The 22882-nt window shown below is 44.0% G+C and carries 17 protein-coding genes and 1 pseudogene; 11 read left to right on the top strand and 7 right to left on the bottom strand.

Going from position 1 to position 22882, the window contains the following annotated elements:
- Positions 1-687 precede the first annotated feature (687 nt).
- Positions 688-972: a hypothetical protein gene (locus RDK53_RS10140; RefSeq protein ID WP_308514546.1), complete on the top strand. Its 285-nt coding sequence runs from the start codon at positions 688-690 to the stop codon at positions 970-972.
- A gap of 365 nt (positions 973-1337) precedes the next feature.
- Here the strand turns inward: RDK53_RS10140 and RDK53_RS10145 are convergent, their stop codons facing one another.
- Both RDK53_RS10145 and RDK53_RS10150 read right to left on the bottom strand, forming a co-directional pair.
- The gene (locus RDK53_RS10145; protein ID WP_308514548.1) at positions 1338-2273 is read right to left on the bottom strand and encodes a 2-dehydropantoate 2-reductase; all 936 of its coding nucleotides are present in this window, start codon (positions 2271-2273) and stop codon (positions 1338-1340) included.
- Positions 2274-2323: 50 nt separating this feature from the next.
- Positions 2324-2902 carry a flavin reductase gene (locus RDK53_RS10150; protein ID WP_308514550.1) on the bottom strand — a complete coding sequence of 193 codons (579 nt, stop codon included), beginning with the start codon at positions 2900-2902 and terminating at the stop codon, positions 2324-2326.
- Positions 2903-3255: 353 nt separating this feature from the next.
- Here RDK53_RS10150 and RDK53_RS10155 point away from each other — a divergent pair, with 353 nt between their 5' ends.
- Both RDK53_RS10155 and RDK53_RS10160 read left to right on the top strand, forming a co-directional pair.
- On the top strand, positions 3256-4230 hold the full coding sequence (locus RDK53_RS10155) for a TAXI family TRAP transporter solute-binding subunit (RefSeq protein WP_308514553.1): 975 nt from the start codon (positions 3256-3258) through the stop codon (positions 4228-4230).
- 76 nt (positions 4231-4306) lie between these two features.
- A complete protein-coding gene (locus tag RDK53_RS10160; RefSeq protein WP_308514555.1) occupies positions 4307-6487 on the top strand; it encodes a TRAP transporter permease in 2181 nt (726 codons plus the stop codon).
- 227 nt (positions 6488-6714) lie between these two features.
- Here the strand turns inward: RDK53_RS10160 and RDK53_RS10165 are convergent, their stop codons facing one another.
- Positions 6715-7860 carry a histidinol-phosphate transaminase gene (locus RDK53_RS10165; RefSeq protein WP_308514557.1) on the bottom strand — a complete coding sequence of 382 codons (1146 nt, stop codon included), beginning with the start codon at positions 7858-7860 and terminating at the stop codon, positions 6715-6717.
- Positions 7861-8563: 703 nt separating this feature from the next.
- Between RDK53_RS10165 and RDK53_RS10170 the strand changes: the two genes are divergently transcribed.
- Positions 8564-11206 (top strand): response regulator, encoded by a 2643-nt coding sequence (locus RDK53_RS10170; RefSeq protein WP_308514559.1) that lies wholly within the window; start codon positions 8564-8566, stop codon positions 11204-11206.
- Positions 11207-11269: 63 nt separating this feature from the next.
- Here RDK53_RS10170 and RDK53_RS10175 read toward each other — a convergent pair whose 3' ends face one another.
- The gene (locus tag RDK53_RS10175; protein ID WP_308514561.1) at positions 11270-11809 is read right to left on the bottom strand and encodes a hypothetical protein; all 540 of its coding nucleotides are present in this window, start codon (positions 11807-11809) and stop codon (positions 11270-11272) included.
- 161 nt (positions 11810-11970) lie between these two features.
- The gene (locus RDK53_RS10180; RefSeq protein WP_308514563.1) at positions 11971-12246 is read right to left on the bottom strand and encodes an oxidative damage protection protein; all 276 of its coding nucleotides are present in this window, start codon (positions 12244-12246) and stop codon (positions 11971-11973) included.
- 417 nt (positions 12247-12663) lie between these two features.
- On the opposite strand from RDK53_RS10180, the gene RDK53_RS10185 reads away from it, so the two are divergent.
- The 5 genes from RDK53_RS10185 (at position 12664) to RDK53_RS10205 (ending at position 14880) form a co-directional block, all read left to right on the top strand.
- Positions 12664-12945: a hypothetical protein gene (locus tag RDK53_RS10185; RefSeq protein ID WP_308514565.1), complete on the top strand. Its 282-nt coding sequence runs from the start codon at positions 12664-12666 to the stop codon at positions 12943-12945.
- 6 nt (positions 12946-12951) lie between these two features.
- Entirely contained in the window at positions 12952-13779 is an 828-nt protein-coding gene (locus RDK53_RS10190) for an IS110 family transposase (RefSeq protein ID WP_308514580.1), read from the top strand.
- A 398-nt stretch (positions 13780-14177) separates the two neighbouring features.
- Positions 14178-14441 carry a hypothetical protein gene (locus tag RDK53_RS10195; RefSeq protein ID WP_308514567.1) on the top strand — a complete coding sequence of 88 codons (264 nt, stop codon included), beginning with the start codon at positions 14178-14180 and terminating at the stop codon, positions 14439-14441.
- 6 nt (positions 14442-14447) lie between these two features.
- Positions 14448-14576 (top strand): hypothetical protein, encoded by a 129-nt coding sequence (locus tag RDK53_RS10200; RefSeq protein ID WP_308514569.1) that lies wholly within the window; start codon positions 14448-14450, stop codon positions 14574-14576.
- 49 nt (positions 14577-14625) lie between these two features.
- Positions 14626-14880: a hypothetical protein gene (locus RDK53_RS10205; RefSeq protein ID WP_308514572.1), complete on the top strand. Its 255-nt coding sequence runs from the start codon at positions 14626-14628 to the stop codon at positions 14878-14880.
- A gap of 236 nt (positions 14881-15116) precedes the next feature.
- Here the strand turns inward: RDK53_RS10205 and argA are convergent, their stop codons facing one another.
- Positions 15117-16478, bottom strand: a complete 1362-nt coding sequence (argA, locus tag RDK53_RS10210; RefSeq protein ID WP_308514574.1) for an amino-acid N-acetyltransferase — start codon at positions 16476-16478, stop codon at positions 15117-15119.
- A 52-nt stretch (positions 16479-16530) separates the two neighbouring features.
- On the opposite strand from argA, the gene hrpA reads away from it, so the two are divergent.
- Together hrpA and RDK53_RS10220 are read left to right on the top strand one after the other, a co-directional pair.
- Complete coding sequence (gene hrpA, locus RDK53_RS10215) at positions 16531-20805, top strand: ATP-dependent RNA helicase HrpA (protein ID WP_308514576.1); 4275 nt, start codon at positions 16531-16533, stop codon at positions 20803-20805.
- Positions 20806-21046: 241 nt separating this feature from the next.
- Positions 21047-22156, top strand: coding sequence for a serine hydrolase (locus tag RDK53_RS10220; RefSeq protein WP_308514578.1), 1110 nt, complete (start codon positions 21047-21049; stop codon positions 22154-22156).
- A 640-nt stretch (positions 22157-22796) separates the two neighbouring features.
- On the opposite strand, the pseudogene RDK53_RS10225 reads toward RDK53_RS10220, so the two are convergent.
- Positions 22797-22882: pseudogene (locus RDK53_RS10225) on the bottom strand (IS200/IS605 family transposase); the annotation flags it as partial.

Below are 22882 nucleotides of genomic sequence, written 5' to 3' on the forward strand. Positions count from 1 at the left end.
CGCAGATAATATTTGATTTGCCGGAAGCATTAGGGCCGTAAATAACTGAGGAGCATAAAGCTTTTTGAGTTTTTCTGATTCCTTTGACTTTTCTTTCGATTATGCTGTATGCCAAATCCTTTTGTTTAGGAGCAGGGATCATGGAAAACACAGCGGGTTCCCTAAAAGATTTAAAGTTTTGAAGTCTAAACTCAAGGAACATATGAATACCTTATGAAGAAAAAAGAACCTTTCGAGAATATTTCGCGATTCTGCTATTGAACTAATCTAATTCTGTCATAAGACTGGCTTTTTTTCTTAATTTTGCATAATTTTTGCAAAATGAATACATTTAAGATATTTATCAAAAACAAATATCCCTGTGTCAAACGGGATATTCCAATCTTTTAGAAAGTTTTTTTGAAATATGTCAAATTTTCCGTTTTCATATTAAATATGCGTGTATATGGCATAGAAATTTGTCCATGCGCCTTTTAACGGTCATTTCGAGGAAGTCAAAGATGTATTTGACGATCCAATCCCTATCGATAGGCAAGACCGTATTGAAAATGGTGAAGAGAGATGGCCAACAATAGGCTCGACTCCAAATTTCGTAATTGTTTTAATAGCACATTCTGTCAGATATGATGGAGTGGAAGTGATATGTACTGTGAGTGCAAGAACAATAAGTAAGCAAGAAAGGTATTTATGAACAAAGTTAGATACAAAGCTAAAAGCATAGAGCTTACAGATAGACATCTGAAAGAACTTGAAGATCTAGCCAAAGTGCCGGACTCTGAAATTGACTATTCCGATATTCCGCAACTTAACCCAGAAGATTGGAAAAATGCTTCTCGCGGTATGTTCTATCATGGTGTCAAAACGCCGGGGGCTCCGCGCCTCGAGGCAACTGCTTCATGCAGTAAGAAAGATGTTGAAAGGCTTGAGGACGCCAAGGTGCTTTCCTCTAAGCATGAAATTCCAGAGAGATAGAAAGGTCTAACAAAGCAAGGAAGCTTTTTAAGCCTGCCGACAAAATGCTTGGAAAAATCAGGAGAAGTCTCCTGACCCAAGGAGGATTCGGGCTTCTCCATTAAAGAAAAATTACCTTGCACTCGGGACCTAAATTCAGGCTTTATTGAAATAATTAGTTGAAGCAAGCTTCTTTTGGATGCCCGGGGAGGGTTATATCGATAGTTCTTAAGTTTCTAGTTCTGCCGTTTGCGAAGTTAAAGTTGTCCGGAAGCCTGAAAAAAATCTTCCGCATAGGACTTTGTTTGCCGAAAGACAACATCTTGCTTATCGGACTTAAAGGCGAGAGGTAGAAAACCTAAATTTTCTACCTCTGATTAAACCATTCAATAGTTGCTTTCCATCTCTCGGACTTTTTGCAGAATTTTCTCATTAACTGGAGTTGGAACTCCTAGCTCTTTGCCTAATGCAACAACAGTTCCTGCAAACATCTCAACCTCGCTTCGCCGTTTGTTGACACCGTCCTGACGCATAGAAGGCATGCCTTCGGGATTCAATTTGTCGATAATTCCTAAATATTGGAGATATTCATCCTCAGTCAAACAGACGCCGTTCTTCTGGCTGAGTGCAAGAACCTCTCTCATGGCGGCTTTCATCGTTTCTCTCGGAGCGCCTTCTTGATGAACCGTTCTGAATATTCCTTCATTAATCATGACGGCTTGATTGACGCCGACATTTAGCATCCACTTGCACCACATCCGATGAATAATGTCTTCCTCGGAAACATACGGCAGAAAAATAGAATCAAAAAACGCTTCCGTCCTTCTAAGTGCTGCTTCTAATTTAAGGTTCTGGTTGTTTTTCGGAATACCGATGCAAAGTTCACCTAAATCTCGATAAATAACCTTCGAACCTTGTTTTAGGGCATCCATTTTTTGTCCGATGCAGTACAGGACATTGGCAAGAGGAAATGCTTTCTTCAAAATCTCTTCGCTTGAAATGCCGTTGAGCAAAGAAATAATGACGGTATTCTCATTAACCAGAGGAGCAGCAGTTTTAATGGCGTCATCTAAAGCCGTTCCTTTTACGGAAAAAAATAAAAAGTCCGCCGGGACGCTGTTTTCATCTGGCGTAACAAAATTGAAGAAGCATCTTTGATCGTTCAAATAAATTTCTTCTTGTCTGTAGCGTTCGCAGCGTTTTTTATCCGCTGCAAAAGTAACGCTGTGCTTTCCTAAAGCATTTTCAATGGCTTTGGCATAGAGGATACCTAAGGCACCAAGACCGATAAAGTAGACGGAAGGGGCAGGAGATTTGTTCATAGCTGGAGATATAAGAAAACCGGCCGAAGCCGGCATATCAGTTAGAGAATTTAGTCGTCGTATCCGGGTACCGGCAAGCGCTTGCCGAGACGATAGAACATGGCGCCTCCGAAGTTGGGCAGGATGCTGAAGTCAGCATCCAGATTTTCAAACTGCGGATGTCCGTCTTTAATCACTCTCTCGTCATAGAAGGCTTGAACGATTTGGCCTAAGAACAGGTCATATTTCTTCTGAATTTCTGCTTCAGGAAGAACTTTACAGACGGCCCAGGCGACACATCCTTTTGGTAGCGGGAATCGGCAGTCATCAACTGTATAGAACTCAATTTTGCTGTCTTCAATCTTGGAAGAAACGCTGTTCTTCGAGTTGGTGCCTAAGAACATTAATTCTTGAACGATTTTGGCAGTCGGAAGGGCTAATAAGAAATAGCCGTCTTTTTCAACCAATTTGCGGGTGTAATGGCTGCTGTCGATGACAACGTTCAGTTTGTCATAGTCGAGAGGACAGCTCCAACTGGCAGGCATGATATCGAGATCATCGCCGCTTTGGGCTTCAACTAAAACAGTGCCCCCTAAATTAAAAAGTTTCCAAACTTCGCTCACGCTGATGGTTTTAATGTTGGCAGTCATTACGGTATCTCCAAAAGATTTTCTTCCCTATTGTATGACTATTCCAAAAAGGACGCCTGAACACCAAGAAAATGCACAAAGAAAGTGCATAAAAAAGTAGACGCACCAAATAGGTGAAATAAATATGCTGATTTTTGGTGAGGGCTCGGCTTTTACTTCGCAAACTGAATATTTAGTGCAGTAAAAAGTTGGCACGGTTTTTGCTTAATAAAAATTATTCGAAATTCTTATCAAGATTTTCGCCGTCTTGGTGATAAACGGAGCTCCCGAGATGCACGCAAGACAGAAACAATTAAGGTCAAGAGCCAAGAAACACTTTCAGAAATTCTCAATTCTATTTGGAGGCTTTTCAAATGCTGATCAAAAAACTTCTCCCAGTTGCTTTTGCTGCTTCACTTGCTTTCGCCGGCTCTGCTGCCTTAGCTGCCGGTCAGACATTCGTTACAATCGGTACCGGCGGCATTACCGGTGTTTACTATCCGACAGGCGGTGCTATCGCTAAAATCATCAACGCCAAGAAAAAAGAATACGGTATCCGTGCTTCTGTTGAATCTACCGGCGGTTCTAAGTTCAACATCAATGCTATCGACTCTAAAGATTTGGACTTCGGTATCGCTCAGGCCGATACACAGTACCTTGCTTACAACGGCAAAGGTCCATGGGAAGGTAAACCTGTCAGCAAGCTTCGCGCCGTTTTCGCTCTTGCCCCTGAAGCCGTTACATTCGTTGCTGCAGAAGATTCCGGCATCAAGTCCATTAAGGACGTCAAAGGCAAAACAATTAACTTAGGTGACCCGGGTTCAGGCAACCGTGTTAACTCTACCGACATCTTCAAATACGCCGGTATTGTTTCGGGCAAAGACTTCCGCGACGAAAAACTTAAACCGGCCGATGCTCCTCGCGTCCTCCAGGACGGTCGTATCGACGGCTTCTTCTACACTGTCGGCCATCCGAACGGCAACATCAAAGAAGCCACTGCAGGCAAGAGAAAAGTTCGCATCGTTCCTATTACCGAAGTCGGTGATTTGCTCAAAGACGCTCCTTACTACGCTATGACCGAAATCCCGATGGATCAGTATCCGGACGCCGTCAACTCCAAGGATAAAGTCAAGACGGTCGGCATGCTCGCTACATTAGTGACTTCCGCCGATACTCCTGATGATGTCGTTTATGCCATCACTAAGGAAGTTATGACAAACCTTGACGACTTCAAGAAGCTGCATCCGGCTTTGGCAGGTCTGACCAAACAGTCCATGCTTGAAGGCTTGACCGCTCCAATCCATCCGGGCGCTTTGAAGTACTACAAAGAAGTCGGCTTAGTCAAATAATTAAGCCTTAAGTACCATCCAGCCGTGCCCGGGAGCTTCTCTCGGGCGCAGGCGTAAATAATAAAAAGGAACCTTCATGTCAAATAGCCAGAATGAGAAAATTCTTCTCCCGCAGGCAGGTATTCCTGGTTTTGTTCTAACTCCGAAGAAGAATTCTTCCGAAGATATCGTGGGAGAGTACCGTGAAGAGGTAGTTCACGGAGACAGAGGATTAGCGGGAGATAAGACCGGCATTTCCGCCAAAATTACTTTCATCGTTGCGTTATGCTGGGCGTTTTTCCAGATGTCCACAGCCAGCTGGCTGCTTTTGGACTCTTTGCAGGTAAAAGCTATTCACTTGGCTTTTGCTTTGTCTTTGATTTACTTGAACCTTCCGACTCTTAAATCGGAAACCAAATCTCGCTGGGACTTGCGAATTCTCCTGGCGATGAAAAAAGTTACCATCGTTGACTGGATGATTGGCATCGTCGGCGTTATCGCTGCTCTCTATATCGTCATTGACTATGCAGGAATCTCCGAGAGACCGGGTCAGCCGATCGGCCGCGATTTGATTATGGGCGTAACTCTTGTTGCCCTTATGCTTGAAGCGACACGCCGTGTTCTCGGGCCGGCTCTTCCGGTTATTGCAGGTGCCTTTATGGCCTATGTTTTCTTAGGCCCTTATTTACCCGATCTTATTGCTTTTAAAGGTGCGACTTTAACGCGCTTCATCTCTCAGATGACCATGGATACACAGGGCATTTACGGTGTACCGCTGCATGTGTCGGCAACCGTTGTGTTCTTATTTGTGATGTTCGGGACTATGCTCGATAGAGCCGGAGGCGGAGCCTTCTTTACCCGTTTGGCTATTTCCGGGTTAGGGCAATACCGAGGCGGCGCAGCTAAAGCCGCTGTCGTCAGTTCAGCTCTCTCCGGTACCGTTTCCGGATCATCCATTGCTAATGTCGTCACTACCGGTACATTTACCATTCCTTTAATGAAGCGTCTGGGTTATCCGGCTAAGAAGGCGGCGGCTATTGAAGTTGCTTCTTCCGTAAACGGTCAGCTGGCTCCTCCGGTCATGGGTGCTGCGGCCTTCATTATTGCCGAGTATGTCAACGTTCCTTACATCGAAGTGGCAAAGGCAGCTGCTGTCCCGGCGTTTGTCTCTTATGTCGGTTTGCTGTGGATTACTCACATTGAAGCTTGCAAGTTAGGTCTTAAAGGCTTGCCTAAGTCGGAGCTCCCCAGATTCTGGATCGAACTCAAGAACGGCTTGCACTATCTTCTCCCGCTGTTCGTTCTTATTTGGGAACTGGTGGTGGAAATGCATTCTGCTGAAATGTCCGTTTTCAGAGCTATTTTAGTGTTGGCCTTCCTGATGGTTTTCCAGCCTGTAGTAATTGCTAAGGTTCACAATGCGGACATGTGGGCTGCCTTCAAGTTCGGCGTAAAAAATACATTAAGCTCTATGGCTGCCGGAGCCAACAACATGGCCGGCGTTGCTCTGGCAACGGCTTCTGCCGGTATTATCGTAGGGTGCGTCTCTTTAGGTCTCGGACAGCAGATTACTTCCTTTGTAGAAGCTCTTTCGATGGGCAACATCTTCCTGATGATCTTCATTACCGCGCTGGCCAGTTTGCTTTTAGGCATGGGTTTGCCGACCACGGCTAACTACATCATTATGGCTTCTTTGACAGCTCCAGTGATTGTTGAATTGGCTACCGGAATGTCTCTTCATGGTCAGGAAATCGTTATTCCTTTGATTGCCGCCCATTTGTTTTGCTTCTACTTCGGAATCTTGGCTGACGATACGCCTCCGGTTGGATTGGCAGCGTATGCAGGGGCTGCGATTGCTAAAGAAAATCCGATTGCCGTGGGAGTGCAGGGCTTCTTATATGACATCCGCACGGTGATCATTCCGGTATTCTTCCTCTTCAACTCCGACATCCTCTTGCTTGGTATTGATACTTGGACCGAAGCTTTGTTTATCTTCGCAATGACTTCGATCGGCATGATTGCCTTTACTTGTGCGACACAAGGATGGGTTCTTACACGCACAAATATTATTGAACGTGTATTCTTGCTGGGCGTCACTGTAATCATGATGTTCCCGGCCACATTAACAGGCTTCTTCCTGGATTACAGTCAAAGATATTGGGGTTATGCCGCCGGAATTGCTCTCTTTGCCTTTGTAATCCTGATGCAGAAGATGAAAGGCCAGCCTGCAAAAGCAGCTGATTTAGAGATGCCGAAGGATCTGGAAGTACAAGCTTAATTCGGACCTTTTCTCACCGGACTGCCTGGTTTAATGATTAACTAAACCTCGCAGTCCTTTTTGTTTTGGAACAGAGAAGAGGTTTGCGGCGCAAAAGAGAATCTTCACAAAAGTCGAATTTTTCGAAAGGTGCTTGTTTCAGTAAGAACATTCACAAGAACGGAACTCGTGGGCAAAAAAACAGACCAAGTTTGAGAGAGGAGCTTGGCCTGCTTAATTGAAAAGTATTAGATGAAGCCTTTCTGACGGAACTCTTTAAGCTTCTGAACGAAGTATTTCATTTCGTCCGGCGTACCTAAAGAAACACGGCACCATTGTGTGGCTGGCGGGAAGGGACGGCCGACAAGGATGTGTTCTTCTTTCATGCGGTCGGCAAACGGTTTCAGAGGAGCCTTCAAGTCCATGAATACGAAGTTTGTTTCGCTTGGCAAGTAAGGAATGTGGAGTTCATCCAAAGTTGCGAGAAGGATCTTCCTGGATTCGTCATTCATTGCCTTAGATTTAGCCAAGAATTCTTTGTCTTTTAATTCTGCGGTGGCTGCGGCAAGTGTCGCCTGGTTCATCATAACTTCATAGGCAACATGGTTTTCGATATTGTCGATAACAGCCGGGGCTGCGTATGCAAAACCTAAACGCATGCCCGCCATCGCAAAGATCTTAGAGAATGTTTTAAGAACAACTAGGTTGTTGTAGCCTTCTTTAATCAATTCTCCGGCGGACTTGAAGGACGGATCGTTAACGAATTCTGCGTATGCTTCATCCAAGATGAAGAAAGTATTTTTTGGTTTAGCTTTGATCCAGTCGAACAAAGCTTGTGTGTTGACGATAGTCGATGTCGGGTTGTTCGGATTGACGATGTAGACAATCACATGCTTGCTCTTAGCCTGCTGAGCTGCAAGTTTGCGCAGCGCGGCAAGATCGATGCTCCAGTTCGGACCCATCTTAACTGTCTTAACCGGAATATGATTGCGCTTGGCAACGTCGGCACCGTCGCTGTAAGTCAATTCCGGGCATACAAAAACAGTTTTGCCCGGCACGTTGTAGGCTTCGACGGAGGCACGAATAGCTTCTGCCGAGCCATGAGTAAGAAGAAGGTTATCTGGCTGAGTCCCCATGTATTGAGCCAATTCTTTTTTAATAGCGCCTACTTGAGCAAACGGATAACGTGAGGCCCGAGCTGTAGATTCTTCGATAGCTTTCTTAGCACCGTCGCTTAGACCAAGAGGGTTTTCATTGAAGCACAACAGCATAGGTTTCTTGGCTGTCGGAGGTGTGAACTCCGGTTCTGCAGCAACGGCTGCATCCATTGCAGAGCCGAATAACATGGCCCCGAGGGAAGATCCCGCGAATTTAAAAAGACTGCGTCTTTGCAATTTATTTCTCCTAAAAAATTTTGGCTGCAAAATTATTATTAATCCAAAAAGTGCCTTGTAAGAAGAATCTTTTCAGAATTTTTCTGTTCTTGACTATTTTGAGCGTTATGCGGCTTGCGTATTGCCGAAAGGAAAAATCGGACTTTCTGAAGTTGCAATCTTTTTTCTCAGTAGTTTTGAGGAATTCCTACAATAAAGCAGTTCCTAACCAGGAGTTGATTGAGGGTTCTTTTGCCAGAGCCAAATTAAAATACAAAGATAAAGCCAATTCCGAGATGCGACGATGGAGGATAGGAAGATGAAAGACTGACCGCTAGGGAAGAGAGCCCTGAAGAAAAGCTGAGAGAAGGTGTTTCTCAAATGCTCAGAAGACATTATGGTGATGAGGCCGACTCAAAAGAAAAGATAAGAGTAGTTCTCGTTTACTCCCTCGAGAAAAAGCAATTTGTGAAGTGGCAGGAAGTGTCATCATAAAAATAATTAACCGTTGGCATCTTTTCGACTTATCTTTCCTTACGAGCGGCTGACTAGGAGGAGTTGATTTCTCTGGATGCAGTTCTGTCGCTCGTTTCTCATCGATTTTTTCTTAGAATTTGATATTTCAAGCGGCTGATGAAACAGCTTGGAGGATTTTGTCCGAATTATTCGAATCGGAACTACAATTGTTCTAAAGGCCGAGAAAGCCGAGTAATAAGGAAAGCAAATGCACCTCCCATCCGAGTTGAGAACTAGACTGTCGTCTGTAAAAAGCAAAATACTGATCCGTGCTCTTTATGTACTCATCATCGTTTATACCGTTTTTGTGACGGTAAGTATGTGGAGGGCGAATCAGCATACGGTCGATATGTTTGAATATCCGTATCAAGTCACTCGGAGCGTCAGCGAAATCCAAGCCCGTCTCAATGAAATGGGCCTCGCTATTCCATTCATTATGGGTAACACAGACTCCTTCGAAGATATAGTCGAAGTGCTGAAAATGCAGGAAGAAGAACAAAACCGTTCTTTGGAGTTCTTGGAACACCACTTCCGCGGAGATCCGAAAGAATATCAGCAGCTGATGCAGGACTTCTCCAACATAAGAGAACAAAGACGTAAATTAGCCCTCGAAAGCGTGGGTAAAAATAAAGACGAAGTTCTTAAGATGTATCAAGAGCAGGTTGCCCCGTATTTTGATGTTTTGGATAAGACCCTTAATAAGGTCAGTGCAAATGCCGATGCAAGAAGTGCGGAAATTAAAGCCCAGGCTCAGCGTCTCATCGATTCCGTTATCGTCACAACTTGCTTGTTCGGACTCCTTCTTGTCGGATTTCTTTGGTACGTTCTGAATTCCGAAGAAAGAGCCCACAAAGCAATACGTCATCGAGAACAGCTTTTTAATATTCTTTCTCATACCGTTGATGAAGTATTCATCATCTTTAATAAGAAGCTCAAACCCGAGTTTGTTAGTTCCAACAGCGAGCGAGTCCTAGGAACCAAATCAAATGATTTGCTTCGCAGTGTGGGCGATTTTGCCGCACGTTTAATGGAAGATATAACTGCCTCTCTCAGTGACCAGATCAATCCGGGAGAAGCCTTTCAAGTCAGAGAAAAAGATTTTGAATGCGAAGGCATTAACCGTCAGTTCAAGATTCGCTTCTATCCGATACAGGAAGCATCCGGAGAGGCAGGGTACATTGTTGTGGTCTCCGATGAAACGGAGGCCCTTGAACAGAAGCGAATATTAAGTGATTCGTTGAATAATGCCTTGTCAGCCAGCGTCGCTAAGAGCCGCTTCCTTTCTCACGTATCTCATGAAATCCGTACGCCGATGAATGCCATCATCGGTATGACCACTATTGCACTGGCAAAAATTAATGACAAGCCGAAGGTCGAGGACTGCTTGTTGAAGATATCGCAATCATCTCGTCACTTGTTGGGACTCATCAACGACATTCTCGATATGTCTAAGATCGAGGAAAACAAACTGACGATCGCCGCCGATGAATTCAAGTTCAGTGAGGCTGTTACCTCTGTCGTGAATTTAATTGCGCCGCAGGCAAGCGAAAAAAATATTAAATTCGATGTGGTTTTCAATGACGAGATTGAAGAGACTTTGATTGGCGATGCAATGAGGCTGAATCAGGTCCTAATCAATATTTTGTCCAATGCCGTGAAGTTCACGCCTGAAGGCGGAGAAGTCAAGCTCATCGTCAACAGACTTTGGATCAAGCAGAACACGATTTATCTGCAGTTCATTGTTAAAGACAACGGTATCGGAATGAGTCCGGAATTCCAAAAGAAAGTATTTGATCCGTTTGAGCAGGCTTCCGTGAAAATCTCTTCTATTTACGGAGGCACTGGTCTTGGCCTTTCTATTACCCGCAACTTAGTCTTGCTGATGGGTGGCTCAATCTCTGTGCAGAGCCAGGAAGGTCTTGGTTCAGAGTTCTCCGTTGAGCTTCCGTTCGGATTTACCAATGAAGAAAATACCGCCCCTCATGGCCTCGGTGAATTCAAAGTGCTTGTCGTGGATGATGACATTGGTACCTGTGAGCACGCATGCTTGATTTTGAAGCGCTTGGGCCAGAATACCGAGTTTGCTCTTGACGGCTATAAAGCCGTTGAAATGGTTAAAGAGGCCCGCGATGAGGGTCATCCGTACGATGTTGTCTTTATCGACTGGAAGATGCCGGGAATTGACGGAGAAGAAACCGCACGAAGAATTAGAAAGCTCGAAGGTCTGAATCTGTTAATTATTATCATGAGCGCATACGATTGGGCGCCAATCGAAGAAAGCGCCAGAGAGGCCGGTGTCAACAGCTTTGTCGCTAAACCGTTCTTTGCTAATTCGCTGAGGGCTGCATTGATGTCGGTTGATAAAGAAGTGCAGGCTAAGACAGCCTTGGCAGACCCGGACATGTACGATTTCACCGGTAAGAGAGTCTTGCTTGTGGAAGATAATGTATTCAATCAAGAAGTGGCTCAAGAATTCTTATCAATGGCTCATGTGGAGACAGATACTGCTGAAAACGGCCAAATTGCGGTACAGAAGTTCATTGACTCTCCTGCTGGGTACTACGATGCGATTTTGATGGATATTCAAATGCCTGTGATGAACGGATATGAGGCCACTAAAGAAATTCGTGCTTCTTCTCATCCGGATGCTGCATCGGTTCCAATCATTGCGATGACGGCAAACGCTTTTACCGAAGACGTCTCGTTGTCCTTAAGTGCAGGGATGAATGCTCACTTGTCCAAACCATTGGATATGCTGGGTATCTACAAACTTTTGGAACAAACCTTCAAAGGTAAAAAGGAAGGAAGGTCCGAAGCCAAAAATTCTGAAGAAGGCCCGAAGACTGAATAAACAAGTCAAATCAAAACGGCTGGCAACACTTAAGTCTCCAGCCGTTGACCTTGAACAATCTCTCTAGTTGATAGAGTTTTTCTTTTCATCAATTTCGAGAGGAGAAAGATCCTCGGGATTTTCTTCAATCTGCTCGAGAAGCTGCTGCATCATGCGGGCGATTTTGTCTTGATCTTTGATGCCTTCAAGCTTTGCCTTTTCAAATTCAGCAAGGGCGTCATTCATTGTTTTTAGAGCGGCTGTCTTCTTTTCCTCCGGCATCTTAGGCATACTGGTGGCAAGGTAGCTGGTAAACAGGCGGACACCGAAAGCAATTGCCATAAAAAATGGCAGAGGTACTAATGCTCGAGAAGTGGATTTTTCCTTCTGGCGTTGCGGATCTCTGGCAATTTCAATATCTTTTAGTCCCATTTGAGCGTGCTCGAGGATGGAATGGGAGATGAAGATAGTTTCCGAACGCAGTAAAGGATCATCAAGATATTTAACCGACTCTTCCATCACTTTTCCTGCATCGACAATTGCAGCAAAGGTGTCGATTGAAAGCGGAACTTGGGTCGGAAGAGATTCAAACTCTTTTGTTTTTTTAGATCTTCTTGTTGCCATAGTATTTGCCTTCGTCGAGCTATTAATAGTTGCAATAGAAAATAGTGTTTACGTTGTCAAGCCGGACTCAGCACCGGGATCCGGTTTTGTCGCTAAAAATTTTACAAGAAAACAAATCCCGCCGTTGAGTAGTCAAGAGCGGGATGGGGATTAAACCTATATTATTTCTTTTCTGGTTCGACGTAACCTTCAGGATGGGCAACGCCTTCACCGAAAAAGTGAGCTTCAATCTGTTCTAAAAGCCATTTACGGGCTTTCGGATCAGCCATGGAAAGTCTGTTTTCATTGACTAACATAGTCTGAAGTCTCTTCCATTGTTCCCAAGCTTCCCTGGAAACATTCAAGTAGATTTTTTTGCCTAATTCGCCGGGAAGAGGAGGCAGATCCAAACCTTCGGCTTCTCTTCCTAACTTAACGCACTGAACCATTCGGGCCATGGGCCATCTCCTTAAAAATTTTGAGTAGTCTAAACTAATTAGGCTTAAATCTTCAACCTCGGGACAATGGTCTCGGTTAAAAACTTAGTTATCAATGTGGTGAGAACTCATACCAACAAGAATGATAACTACGTTTCCAAAGGAAGAATTTTGATTTTTCTCTTCTGTCAGTTGGACAATAAGCAACTACATAAGGTTATGCCTCAAAAACAGTTCGCCGCTGGCTACGTGCCGAAAATTGAGTAAGACAATCAGAACTGTCAGTAACCATCGGCGTTTGGCTTCTTCTGCTTTGTCTCATTTAACGAAAGGCCCCGGAATTCCGCAGGCTTAATGACATGGAACCCTTCTGCTCCTCATTGGAGAATGGGAGCAAAATAAAAATGTTTGTAAAAATTTTCCAAATTTGGAGGTTCCATGTCAACCAAAAGAATACTCTCAAATACGATTGATACCAACCAGGAATACGAAGTTGTCGGCTTAGATTTGGCAAAAAATTGCGTCAGTGCTGCTCTGATAACAATCGAAGGTGAACTTATAGGCATTGATCGACTCGAATACCAGGATCTGCGGAAATGTGCTCAAGAGATGCCAGCAACAACATTCGCCATGGAGCCATGTTGCGAGATGAATTTGCTGGTCAATGAACTGGAAAGTTGGGGACATAGATGTGTCGTCATCGACGGGAAGAATGTTTAAAATTATATTGAAACGCATTTTTCCAATCAGAAAACGGACCTCAATGATGCACAAGCTCTGGCATTCTTGGCAAGAGATAAACAGATCCGGCTTATCAAACCTAAGGATCGGCAACAGTTGGAATTTGCATGTCTGACCACTCTGCGAGAACAGTATGTCAAGCAATATAGACAGACCCTAGTATCGCTCAAAGGAATCTGTCAGAGCTGGGGGTTGAACATTTCCAAGGGGATCAGCGGAAAGGCACGCCTAAGCGAAATGATCGAGAAATATGAGAAGTTTCCAGAAGAACTTAGGAGAGAGCTCCAAAACATGGTTAAACATGCACAGGAGGTACAAAAGGCATTGACAGAAATTAACAAAACGTTAAAACAGGTAAGCAAGGGCGATGAGCTTTGCAAAATGGTACAAACGGTCCCAGGAATTGGTCTGGTATGTGCTTGTAGGCTCAAAGCGACCATCGGCGATATTTCCAGATTCAAGCATCCAAAGAACTTTCCTGTTTACTTTGGACTGGTTCCGAGAAGCATCTCCACGGGGCACAATGAAAAGAAAGGACGGTTAACAAAACGTGGAGATAAGACTATGAGGAGTCTTATGATTCAAGCAGCCGGATCCGTAATTCTCATGGCTAATAAGGGAAATTTAAAGGCCAGAGCTTTGTCGAAATGGATCTTAAAGAAGCAAAGGGAAAAAATGCCCTGGGGCAAGCTCACGTGTGCTGTGGCAGCAAAGCTTCTGAGAATTATCAGAGCAATGCTGATCAGCGGTAAATCATTCAACCCCAAAGTTGCTGCAATTGCCAAGTGCTCTTTGCCAAAGCAAACCGTTTAAAGGACATTAGAGATAACAAGAAAATTCGAGCACAATCAACTACAACTTAGCATGAGAAAGCCGAAAGGCCCGTTCCACAGCCTGCGCAGACTGATTGTTTTACAAACATTAGGCTTTATGAGGCACGAGCGGACTGATCTTGAAGTTCATGGTAGGCAAAGAAAGTTAATAGCGACTTTTTAAACAGCCTGAAAAGATTGGTAGATTGGCCACTTCCATGTATTGAGTTAGATTGAGTGGATCTGAATTTCAACCAACTTCACACGGAATAAAAAAAAATAAAAAAAATTTTGAATCTTGCCTCGCAAGATTAGGGAATTTACTGACTTTTCTCCTTGACTTTGCTCCGGGTTCCAAAGATCAGTCTGCGGTAGTTCACTGCTAAAGGAGCGAAGCAGATGAAAAACGCCATGTTGAAAGAACGAGTTGAATTTTTCAAAGAAACTGAGGAAGGAGCGAAAGAAATGAAAGGAATCGAAGAAATCATTGCTGAAAGAAGCAAGGCTGAAGGAGAGGCTAAAGGAAAGATTGAAACCGCAACTCAAATTGCAAAAAACCTTCTTATGCTTAACGTTCTTTCCTTGGAAGGCATCTCCAAAAGCACTGGTCTTTCTTTAGAAGAAGTCAAGAATCTCAAAAAATCCCTTTTGACTCCGGCGTAAAAAGAAATGAAAGGAATCGAAGAAATCATTGCGGAAAGAAGCAAGGCTGAAGGAAAAGCTGAAATTGCTAAAAACCTCTTTATGCTTGGAATCGGTTCTTTAGAAGGAATCTCCAAAAGCACAGGTCTTTCTTAAGAAGAAATCAAGAATCTCAAAAAATCCATTTTGGCTCCGGCATAAAGAAATGAAAGGCATCGAACAAATCATTGCAAAAAGAAGTAAAGCTGAAGGTATAGCTGAAGGTATAGCTCAAGGCAAGGCTGAAGGAATAGCTCAAGGCAAAGCTGAGGAAAAGGTTGAAATTGCGAAAAAAATGCTTAAATGCGATGAACCATTAGAAAAAATTGTTGCCATAACAGGCTTGAGCTTGGAGCATATTCAAAAAATCCAACGAACTCCTCGAACTTCAGCGGTTAAAGCTAGGAAAACCACTCCATAATTCGTTGACGAAAAAGCAATATCGAAAGCTATACTCCGCCGGTTTCGGTGACGGTTTTCATGAAGGCTTAAATGTTAAGAGCAATGGAAATAATCTTTTCTTCAATCACTCGGTTCTGAAGCGGAAGACTCTATGAAAGACAACTGGCTGTCGTTGAAGAAACGGTAAAAACAAATTGAGCGTATCGGCAAATCCTCGGTACGCTCAATTAATTTGTGATTGCGGCTTATAGGCCCTTAAAGGTCTTTGATAAAAATCTGCGATCTTCTTTGCCAGTTGTAAAGATCTCGCTTCTTGAGAGGGAGCTCTTCTAAAGAAGCTGCTCTGAAGCCTTTCTTCAAGAACCAGTGTGCGGTTCGAGTTGTCAAGACAAACAAACGGGTAAGACCCTCTTTTCTGGCTTGTTTTTCGATTTGTCTTAAAAGCTTATCGGCTTCGCCTTTGCCTTGATAGTCGGGATGGACGGTCAAAGCACCCATTTCACCGATTTTTTCTTCAGGGAAGGCATATAAAGCGGCGCTGCCGTAAATAATGCCGTCGTGTTCAAGAACAATAAACTTGGAAATGTCGGCTTCCAGTTTCTCTCTCGGACGCTTAACTAAAGTTCCGTCTTCTTCCAACGGTTGAAGAAGCTTAATGAGGCCTTGAAGATCGTCAATGGTGGCGGTCTTCATGGATTCCATATGCTCTTCAGTAATCAAAGTGCCCACTCCGTCATGCGTAAACAGCTCTCCGAGAATGCCGCCGTCCAGGAAGTACGGAATAATGTGCACGCGGTCTACGCCTTTTTTGATGGCTTTTAAGGCATAGCCGAGGTTATAGATGTCTTCCTGATCAACTAGGCCTTTCTCTACAAACTCTTCGGCTTGTTCAGCGGTCAGTTCGCTGATAACTTCTCCGAATCGTCTAACACCGTCAACATCAGACAGAAGAACCAGCTTGTCGGCTTTAATTGCACCCGCAATGGAAGATGCAACATCCTCCAAAGTAAGGTTAAAGGCCTCTCCGGTCGGAGAAAAACCTAAAGGAGCAACCAGCACGATATTCTTGTTGTTAAGCTGCTGATGAATGGCTTCGGAGTCCACTTTGCGGACAATTCCCGTTAATTTGAAATCAATGCCGTCGATGATTCCGAGAGGACGGGCAATAACGAAATTGCCGCTGACAACTCTCACATGGCTGTGCGCCATCGGAGTGTTCGGCAGCCCCTGAGAAAAAGCCGCTTCAATATCCAGGCGGACTTCGCCGGCTGCTTCTTTGACGCAGGAGAGCGTTTCCGGATCCGTAATACGGATGTTGTTGGAAAGAGAAGGCTGGATGTTCTGTAGCTTTAAGAGTCTTTCAACTTGGGGACGGACACCGTAAACCAAGACAAGTTTGGAGCCGAGAGCGGAAATAACGCTGACGTCATGAATAAAACTTTCCAGCTTGCCTCGTTCAATCATTTCCCCGGAAACGGCGATAACGATAGTCTGATTTTTAATAGAGTGGATATGCGGAGCAACTCCTCTGAACCATTGCACCCAGGGAGCAATGGACTCTTCCTCTTCTTGGAGCTCCTCTTGTTCTAAGTTTTTCTCTTCTTGTGTGTCCGTCATGAGTCTTTCTCAAAAAAGATTGCCGAATTCAAATAATTATAATGAGCTCGTTATGAGAAAAATTAAAGCAATGAGTTCTTCACTCCAAGATTTAAAAGATAAATGGCAGGAAGTTAAAGCAAAACAGCCTGAAATTGAGGCGGCGGCTTCTGCTCAAGAAACGAATTTCACAAAGAAGAAAAAACTACAGCCTAAGGTGGTAGTTTCCGGCGCAAAGCAGGCTACATCGGAACAGCTCAAAGAGTTAATGGCTTTTGCAGGCAGAAATAAACCTGCCGCTTCCAAGGGAAGGGGACAGGCCTCGGGCAAGCAGTCCCTCCCGCAAGAAGATTCGGATCTTAAAAAGCAAGAAAAGACCCGGAAACCTGAAGTTCGGCAAGAAAAAAAGAAAACAAAGCCGGTTCCCAGCCAAGAAAAAGGGCAAAAATTAACTTCTCTAGCCGATTTAAAGAAAATCGAGGTCAAGAAGACCGGACCCGCTAAACCTGCCAAGCCGAAAACGGAGAACAAACCGAGACGCGTAAGAGTCAGCGGGGAAAAAGAAGGTCGTGAGATTTTTCGAAACGTTCCTGCAAAGTTAGAGTTGGCGGAAAACCTTCCTGTTTCTGAAAGGGCCGATGACATCCGTGAAGCCATCAAGGATAACCAGATTGTGATTGTTTCCGGAGAAACCGGTTCGGGTAAGACTACACAGCTTCCTAAAATTTGCCTTCAGTTGGGCCGAGGACAAAAGGGACTTATCGGCCATACGCAGCCGAGAAGAATTGCCGCCGTATCCATCGCAAAAAGAATTGCCGAAGAAACCGGAACAAAAGTCGGTGAGGTCGCCGGATATCAAATCCGTTTTAAAGACGAGATGGAAGCCGGTGCCAGCATTAAACTCATGACCGACGGTATTTTGCTTGCGGAGACACAAACCGATCCTCTTCTTAAAAAATACGACACCATCATCATTGATGAAGCCCACGAAAGAAGCCTCAATATTGACTTCTTGCTGGGCTATCTTCGTCAAATTCTGCCGAAGCGCCCTGATTTAAAGGTCATTATTACTTCCGCCACTATCGATTCGGAACGTTTTGCAAAACACTTTGATCAAGTCAACGGCGGCAAGCCTGTTCCCGTTATCAATGTATCGGGCAGACTGTATCCCGTCCAAATCCGCTATCGTCCGGTTATCGAAGAAGACGAAAACGATGACCGAACCTTAATGGAGGCCATTGCCGATGCATGTGACGAACTTCTTCACTCTGGTCCCGGAGATATCTTGGTATTTCTGCCTGGAGAACGGGAAATTCGAGAAGCCGCAGATGTATTAGGCAGAAATCCTAAGCCCGGCTTGGAAATTCTTCCTTTGTTTTCTCGCCTGAGCATTGAAGAGCAAGACAGGATTTTTCGTCCGAGCGGAGCTCGAAGAATTGTGCTCGCTACGAACATTGCCGAGACTTCAATTACGGTGCCCGGCATCCGCTATGTGGTGGACTCCGGTCTTGGCCGAGTAAAGCGTTATTCCTACCGCAATAAAGTAGAACAACTTCAAGTTGAACCAATCAGCCAAGCAGCGGCTCAGCAGAGAGCAGGACGCTGCGGCCGTGTCTCCAACGGCATTTGTATTCGTCTGTATGACGAACAGGATTTTGAAAAACGCCCCAAATATACGGATCCTGAAATTTTAAGAAGCTCCTTAGCCACGGTCATTCTGCGGATGAAGTCTCTGCATCTTTCTGATGTCCGGGAATTTCCTTTTGTAGAACCGCCGATGCCTAAAGCTATTACCGACGGCTACGATTTACTGATTGAATTAAACGCCGTAACGGCTCGCGAAGGAGAGTTGACAAAGGTCGGCCGAGAATTGGCAAAGCTTCCCGTCGATGCCAAAGTAGCCCGTATGCTTCAGGCTGCTCAAGATAATCAAGCATTATCTGAAGTCCTGATTATCGCTTCGGCCATTAGCGTTCAGGATCCTAGAGAACGTCCGTTAGATAAGCAGACGCAGGCTGACCAGGCCCATAAGAAATTTTCAGACGATAAGAGTGATTTCTTGAGTTATCTCAAGATTTGGAACTATGCACAGGATGCAATAGCAAATAAAAAGAGTAATCGTTTGCTGGAAAGACAGTTCCAGACGAACTTCTTGTCCGCTAGAAGACTGCGGGAATGGAGAGACGTGCACCGTCAGCTCAAAGAAATGGTCACCGAGCTCGGCTGGAGACTAAATTCGGCGCCCGCGACCTATGAACAGCTTCACAAAGCGTTGTTAAGCGGTTTGCTCGGCAGTATCGGGAATCGGATTGTTGAGCCCGATTGGAGAAGCCCTCCCTTTGCCGGTGCCCGGGGAATCAAGTTCTGGCCGTGGCCCGGTTCGGCGCTTGCAAAAAAAGCCGGTAAGTGGATCATGGCTTCCGAAATCGTCGAGACTTCGCGTTTGTATGCCCGCACCATAGCTAATATAGAACCGGAGTGGCTGGAAAAAGTCGGTGCACATTTAATCAAGAAATCTTGGTCGGATCCGCATTGGGAGAAAAACGCCGGAAATGTGATTGCCTTTGAGAAAGGCACGTTATACGGTTTGCCTGTTTACGGACAAAGACGAGTGAACTTTGCTCCTAAAGATGCGAAGTTAGCCAGGGAAATTTTCATTAGAGAGGCTTTGGTCAATGAAGATTTTGATTCTCAGGCGCCTTTCTGGCAGCACAACAAATCTCTTATTAAAGATATCCGAGACATGGAACATAAATCTCGCCGTCCGGATGTTTTGGTCGATGACGAGCAGATTTTTGCTTTTTATGACTCTCGTCTCGGTGCAGAGGTCTGCAGTGTTTCTACGTTAGAAAAGTGGAGAAAAGAAAACGAAGCTAAACAGCCGAAGTTGCTATTCCTCTCTAAGAAGGATTTGATGAGACATGATGCTTCAGGCATCACTATCGAATACTTTCCTAAGAAGATTGAAGCTGCGGGTATTCCTATGGCCGTCAGCTACAACTTTGATCCGGGCTCTCCTAGAGACGGCGTGACCTTAACGGTTCCTCTCTACGCTCTGAACCAAATCAGCGAAGAGCAGATGGAATGGTTGGTGCCGGGAATGGTCAAAGAAAAAACAGCGGCTCTTTTAAAAGGGCTTCCGCAAAGACTGCGCCGTCACTTTGTTCCGATTCCTGATTGGGCAAAGAGTTTTGCGCAGGCTCATGAAACGCCGGAGGGCGGTCTTCTTGAGGCCATTAGCCGCGAGGCGGCAGAGCAATTCCGGATTGAAATCAATAAGACGGATTTCAAGGTAGAAAATCTTCCGCCTCATTTAAGGATGAATTACAAAGTTGTAGATGAGCATGGCCGGCAGGTTGGAATGGATAGAAGTCTTCCGAAGCTTAGAAGTGAATTCAGCCAGCAAGCCAAGGATTATTTCCAGCAAGTGGCTTCCATGGATTCCAGAGTAGCTGAAGACTTGCAGGAAGAAATTGTGGACTGGACTTTCGGAGAGCTCCCCGAAGTGATGGAAATCCGAAGAAAGGGCGTTTCTTTGATTGGACATCCTGCTATTGCAGATCGCGGTGATTATTGCTCCATTGAAGTGTTTGATGAACCGGAAGAAGCCAAAGAAGTTCATAAAAAAGGCATCAGAAAACTTATACGTTTCCAGCTTAAAGAGCAAATCAAGTATTTAGATAAGAGTTTGAAGTCTCTTCAGTCTGCCCAGATTGTCGGTTCAAGTTTGCCATTTGCGAAACAAGCTTTTGAAAGCTTTGAAAATTTGAAGTCTCAAGTAATCAATGCGGCCATTGAACAAAGTTGCTTGCTAGGGAAATTACCTATCAACCAACAAGAATTTGGGGTTATGTGCCAGGAAAGTAAGGGTAAATTGAACCTTATAGCCTTGGAGATTTCGCGATTAATTGAACAGATCGTTAATCAAGCCGCAGGGGTAAACCAGAAACTTAATGCTTTTAAAAATATTAAGGAATTAAATGAAAATATTAATTCCCAATTAAAAGAAATGTTTTCTAAGAATTTTATAGAAAACAAGTCAATTAATATTTTGCGAAATTATCCGAGATATTTAAAAGCGGTTGAAGTTCGTTTAGAAAAGTACAGAAAAGATCCTTCAAAAGATGCGGAAAAAGCAGAAGAGGTTAATAAGCTAACAATAAAGCTCAATCGAGAAAAAGCTGCAAGAAGGGGTGTAGAAGATCCGCGTCTGGAAGAATTTGAGAATTTACTTCAAGAGCTAAGAGTTTCTCTTTTTGCTCAAGAACTTAGAACTCCCATGCCGGTGAGTGTTAAAAGACTGAACAAAGTTTGGGACTCGTTAATCGGTTCCTCACGAGGCTTTTAATATTATTAATTTTTCGGCTGGAATTTATTTATAAATTAATATTTCCAGCCGTTACACTATTTTCTAGGTGTTTCTACCAAGTAATAACTATTTTGGTTTTATTTACTTAAGGGAAAGTTCCCTTTTTAAGAAATAGTTTTATCCATTTTTGTAATTTTTTATATGGAGTTTAGTTAAGTAAATAAAAAAGATGTCAAAATAAAAAAAGGAAACAAATAACTCGGTTCGGGAGAATATGTAAATGCGCACATGGGCGTCCTTTTTTTGTTCAGTTTTTTTAGCCTTTTCTTTAGCGCTTTCTCCTGCTGCCGACGCAGCACCTCAAAAAAACAAGGCAACGGCAACTAAGACAGTCAAGAAAAAATCAGCAAAAGCAGTTAAGACAAAGAAAGTCTCTGCAAAGAAGAATGTTCGTAAAAAAGCGGTGGTGGCTGCTTCTAACAAGTCAGTAAGAAAGACTGCCGGCAAGACAACAACAAGCAGAAAGTTCGCCGCTTCCAAGAAAGTTTCCAAAAAGAGATATGCCGTACGCAAAGTTAGAGGCCCTTCCTACGCTCAGCTTCATGGACTCAGAGGTTCTTCCGATCCGTTGGGACTTCAGACGACAGCGGTTCTTGCTTATGACATGGACAGCAACGAAGTTCTCTACGAAAAAAATGCCGATGAAAGACTTCCGATTGCTTCAATTACAAAATTAATGACAGCATTGGTCATCGTAGAATCCGGTGTTTCCTTAGACGAAAAATTCAAAGTAACCAAAGAAGACTTTGTTAGATCCAGCGCCCGAAGCAAATTGAGAAACGGTATGTATCTTTCCCGCAAGCAGGCATTGCATCTGGCTTTGATGAGCTCTGATAATCGAGCAGCTCACTTCTTGGCAAGAACCTTCCCGGGTGGAAAAGCACGTTTTATCCGTGACATGAATACCAAAGCTGCCATGATTGGTATGTTTGATTCCGTTTTCTATGATTCCATCGGTCTGAACAATGAAAACAAGTCTTCTGCACTTGACCTTTCAAGATTGTTAGCTAGCGCCGGTGAGTATGACCTTATCCGCGAACTTTCTACAACCCCGATGGCTCAGATTCCTGTCGGACGCCGTTTGGTGACAAGCCGCACTACCAACAGTTTCGTCGCTAACGACAATTGGGACGTTTCTTTACAGAAGACAGGACTGACTACAGCAGCAGGTTATTGCTTGGCAATGGAAACTGAGATTGGCGGCAAAACAGTAGCCATTATCTTCTTAGATTCTCCTAATAAAGCGGCAAGAAACCAGGATGCAGAAAAGCTTAAGGCCTGGTTGAGCGGTCAATTCATGACAGCATCTGCCTCTGAGGCTTCTAACTAATTGCAGATAAAGAGCTAAAAGACCGGATAGAATTTAAAGCTCCGGAGCTTGAACAGCGTCGTGCCATTGCATTTCTAAAATAAAAAGATTAGTAGTAATGATTGAGGCCATTTCTGCACGGGATGTGTCTGTCACAACTCAGGAGTCATCGGGTGAGCTAAAGGCTGAGTACACAGCAACTTGTTATCGTCGTTTTGACCTTGTCAAACTTAAACGGGAACTGTTTCATACCGCTAGTGCAGACGATCGTCGCACTGTAGCCTTTGTTCATGTCTTCAGTAACGTTCAAAAAGATGAGTTGGAACGCTAGGAGCAACTTTTCGAACTGTATTACGCCTGCCAAAGTATCAGAATTGCATCAATTGAATTCTTTGTATAACTTATTGAAATTTAATAGAAAAGTTGCCTATCTATCAATCAATTGATATATATCAATGAAATTGATTGATTTTGATAGATTTTGAAATCTTGTAGTTCTATTATGTTGCTTTATTTATCAAGGAAGTCTTATATCATCATCCTACACGGCGGAGTTTTGCTAGCCCATTTGAAAAAATGTGTGTGAATTATTTTTATCAGACCGACCCGTAAAACACCGTCCTTTAGGACGGTGATATAAGGGTCGAATATAATAATTTTTTCAGTAAGGCGTATTCTGTTGTTCAATGTACTGTTTGATAATAGAAATAGGTGCACCCCCACAACTTGCAGCAAAATAAGAAGGAG

Source organism: uncultured Turicimonas sp., from assembly GCF_902477955.1.
Classification (GTDB): Bacteria; Pseudomonadota; Gammaproteobacteria; order Burkholderiales; family Burkholderiaceae_F; genus Turicimonas.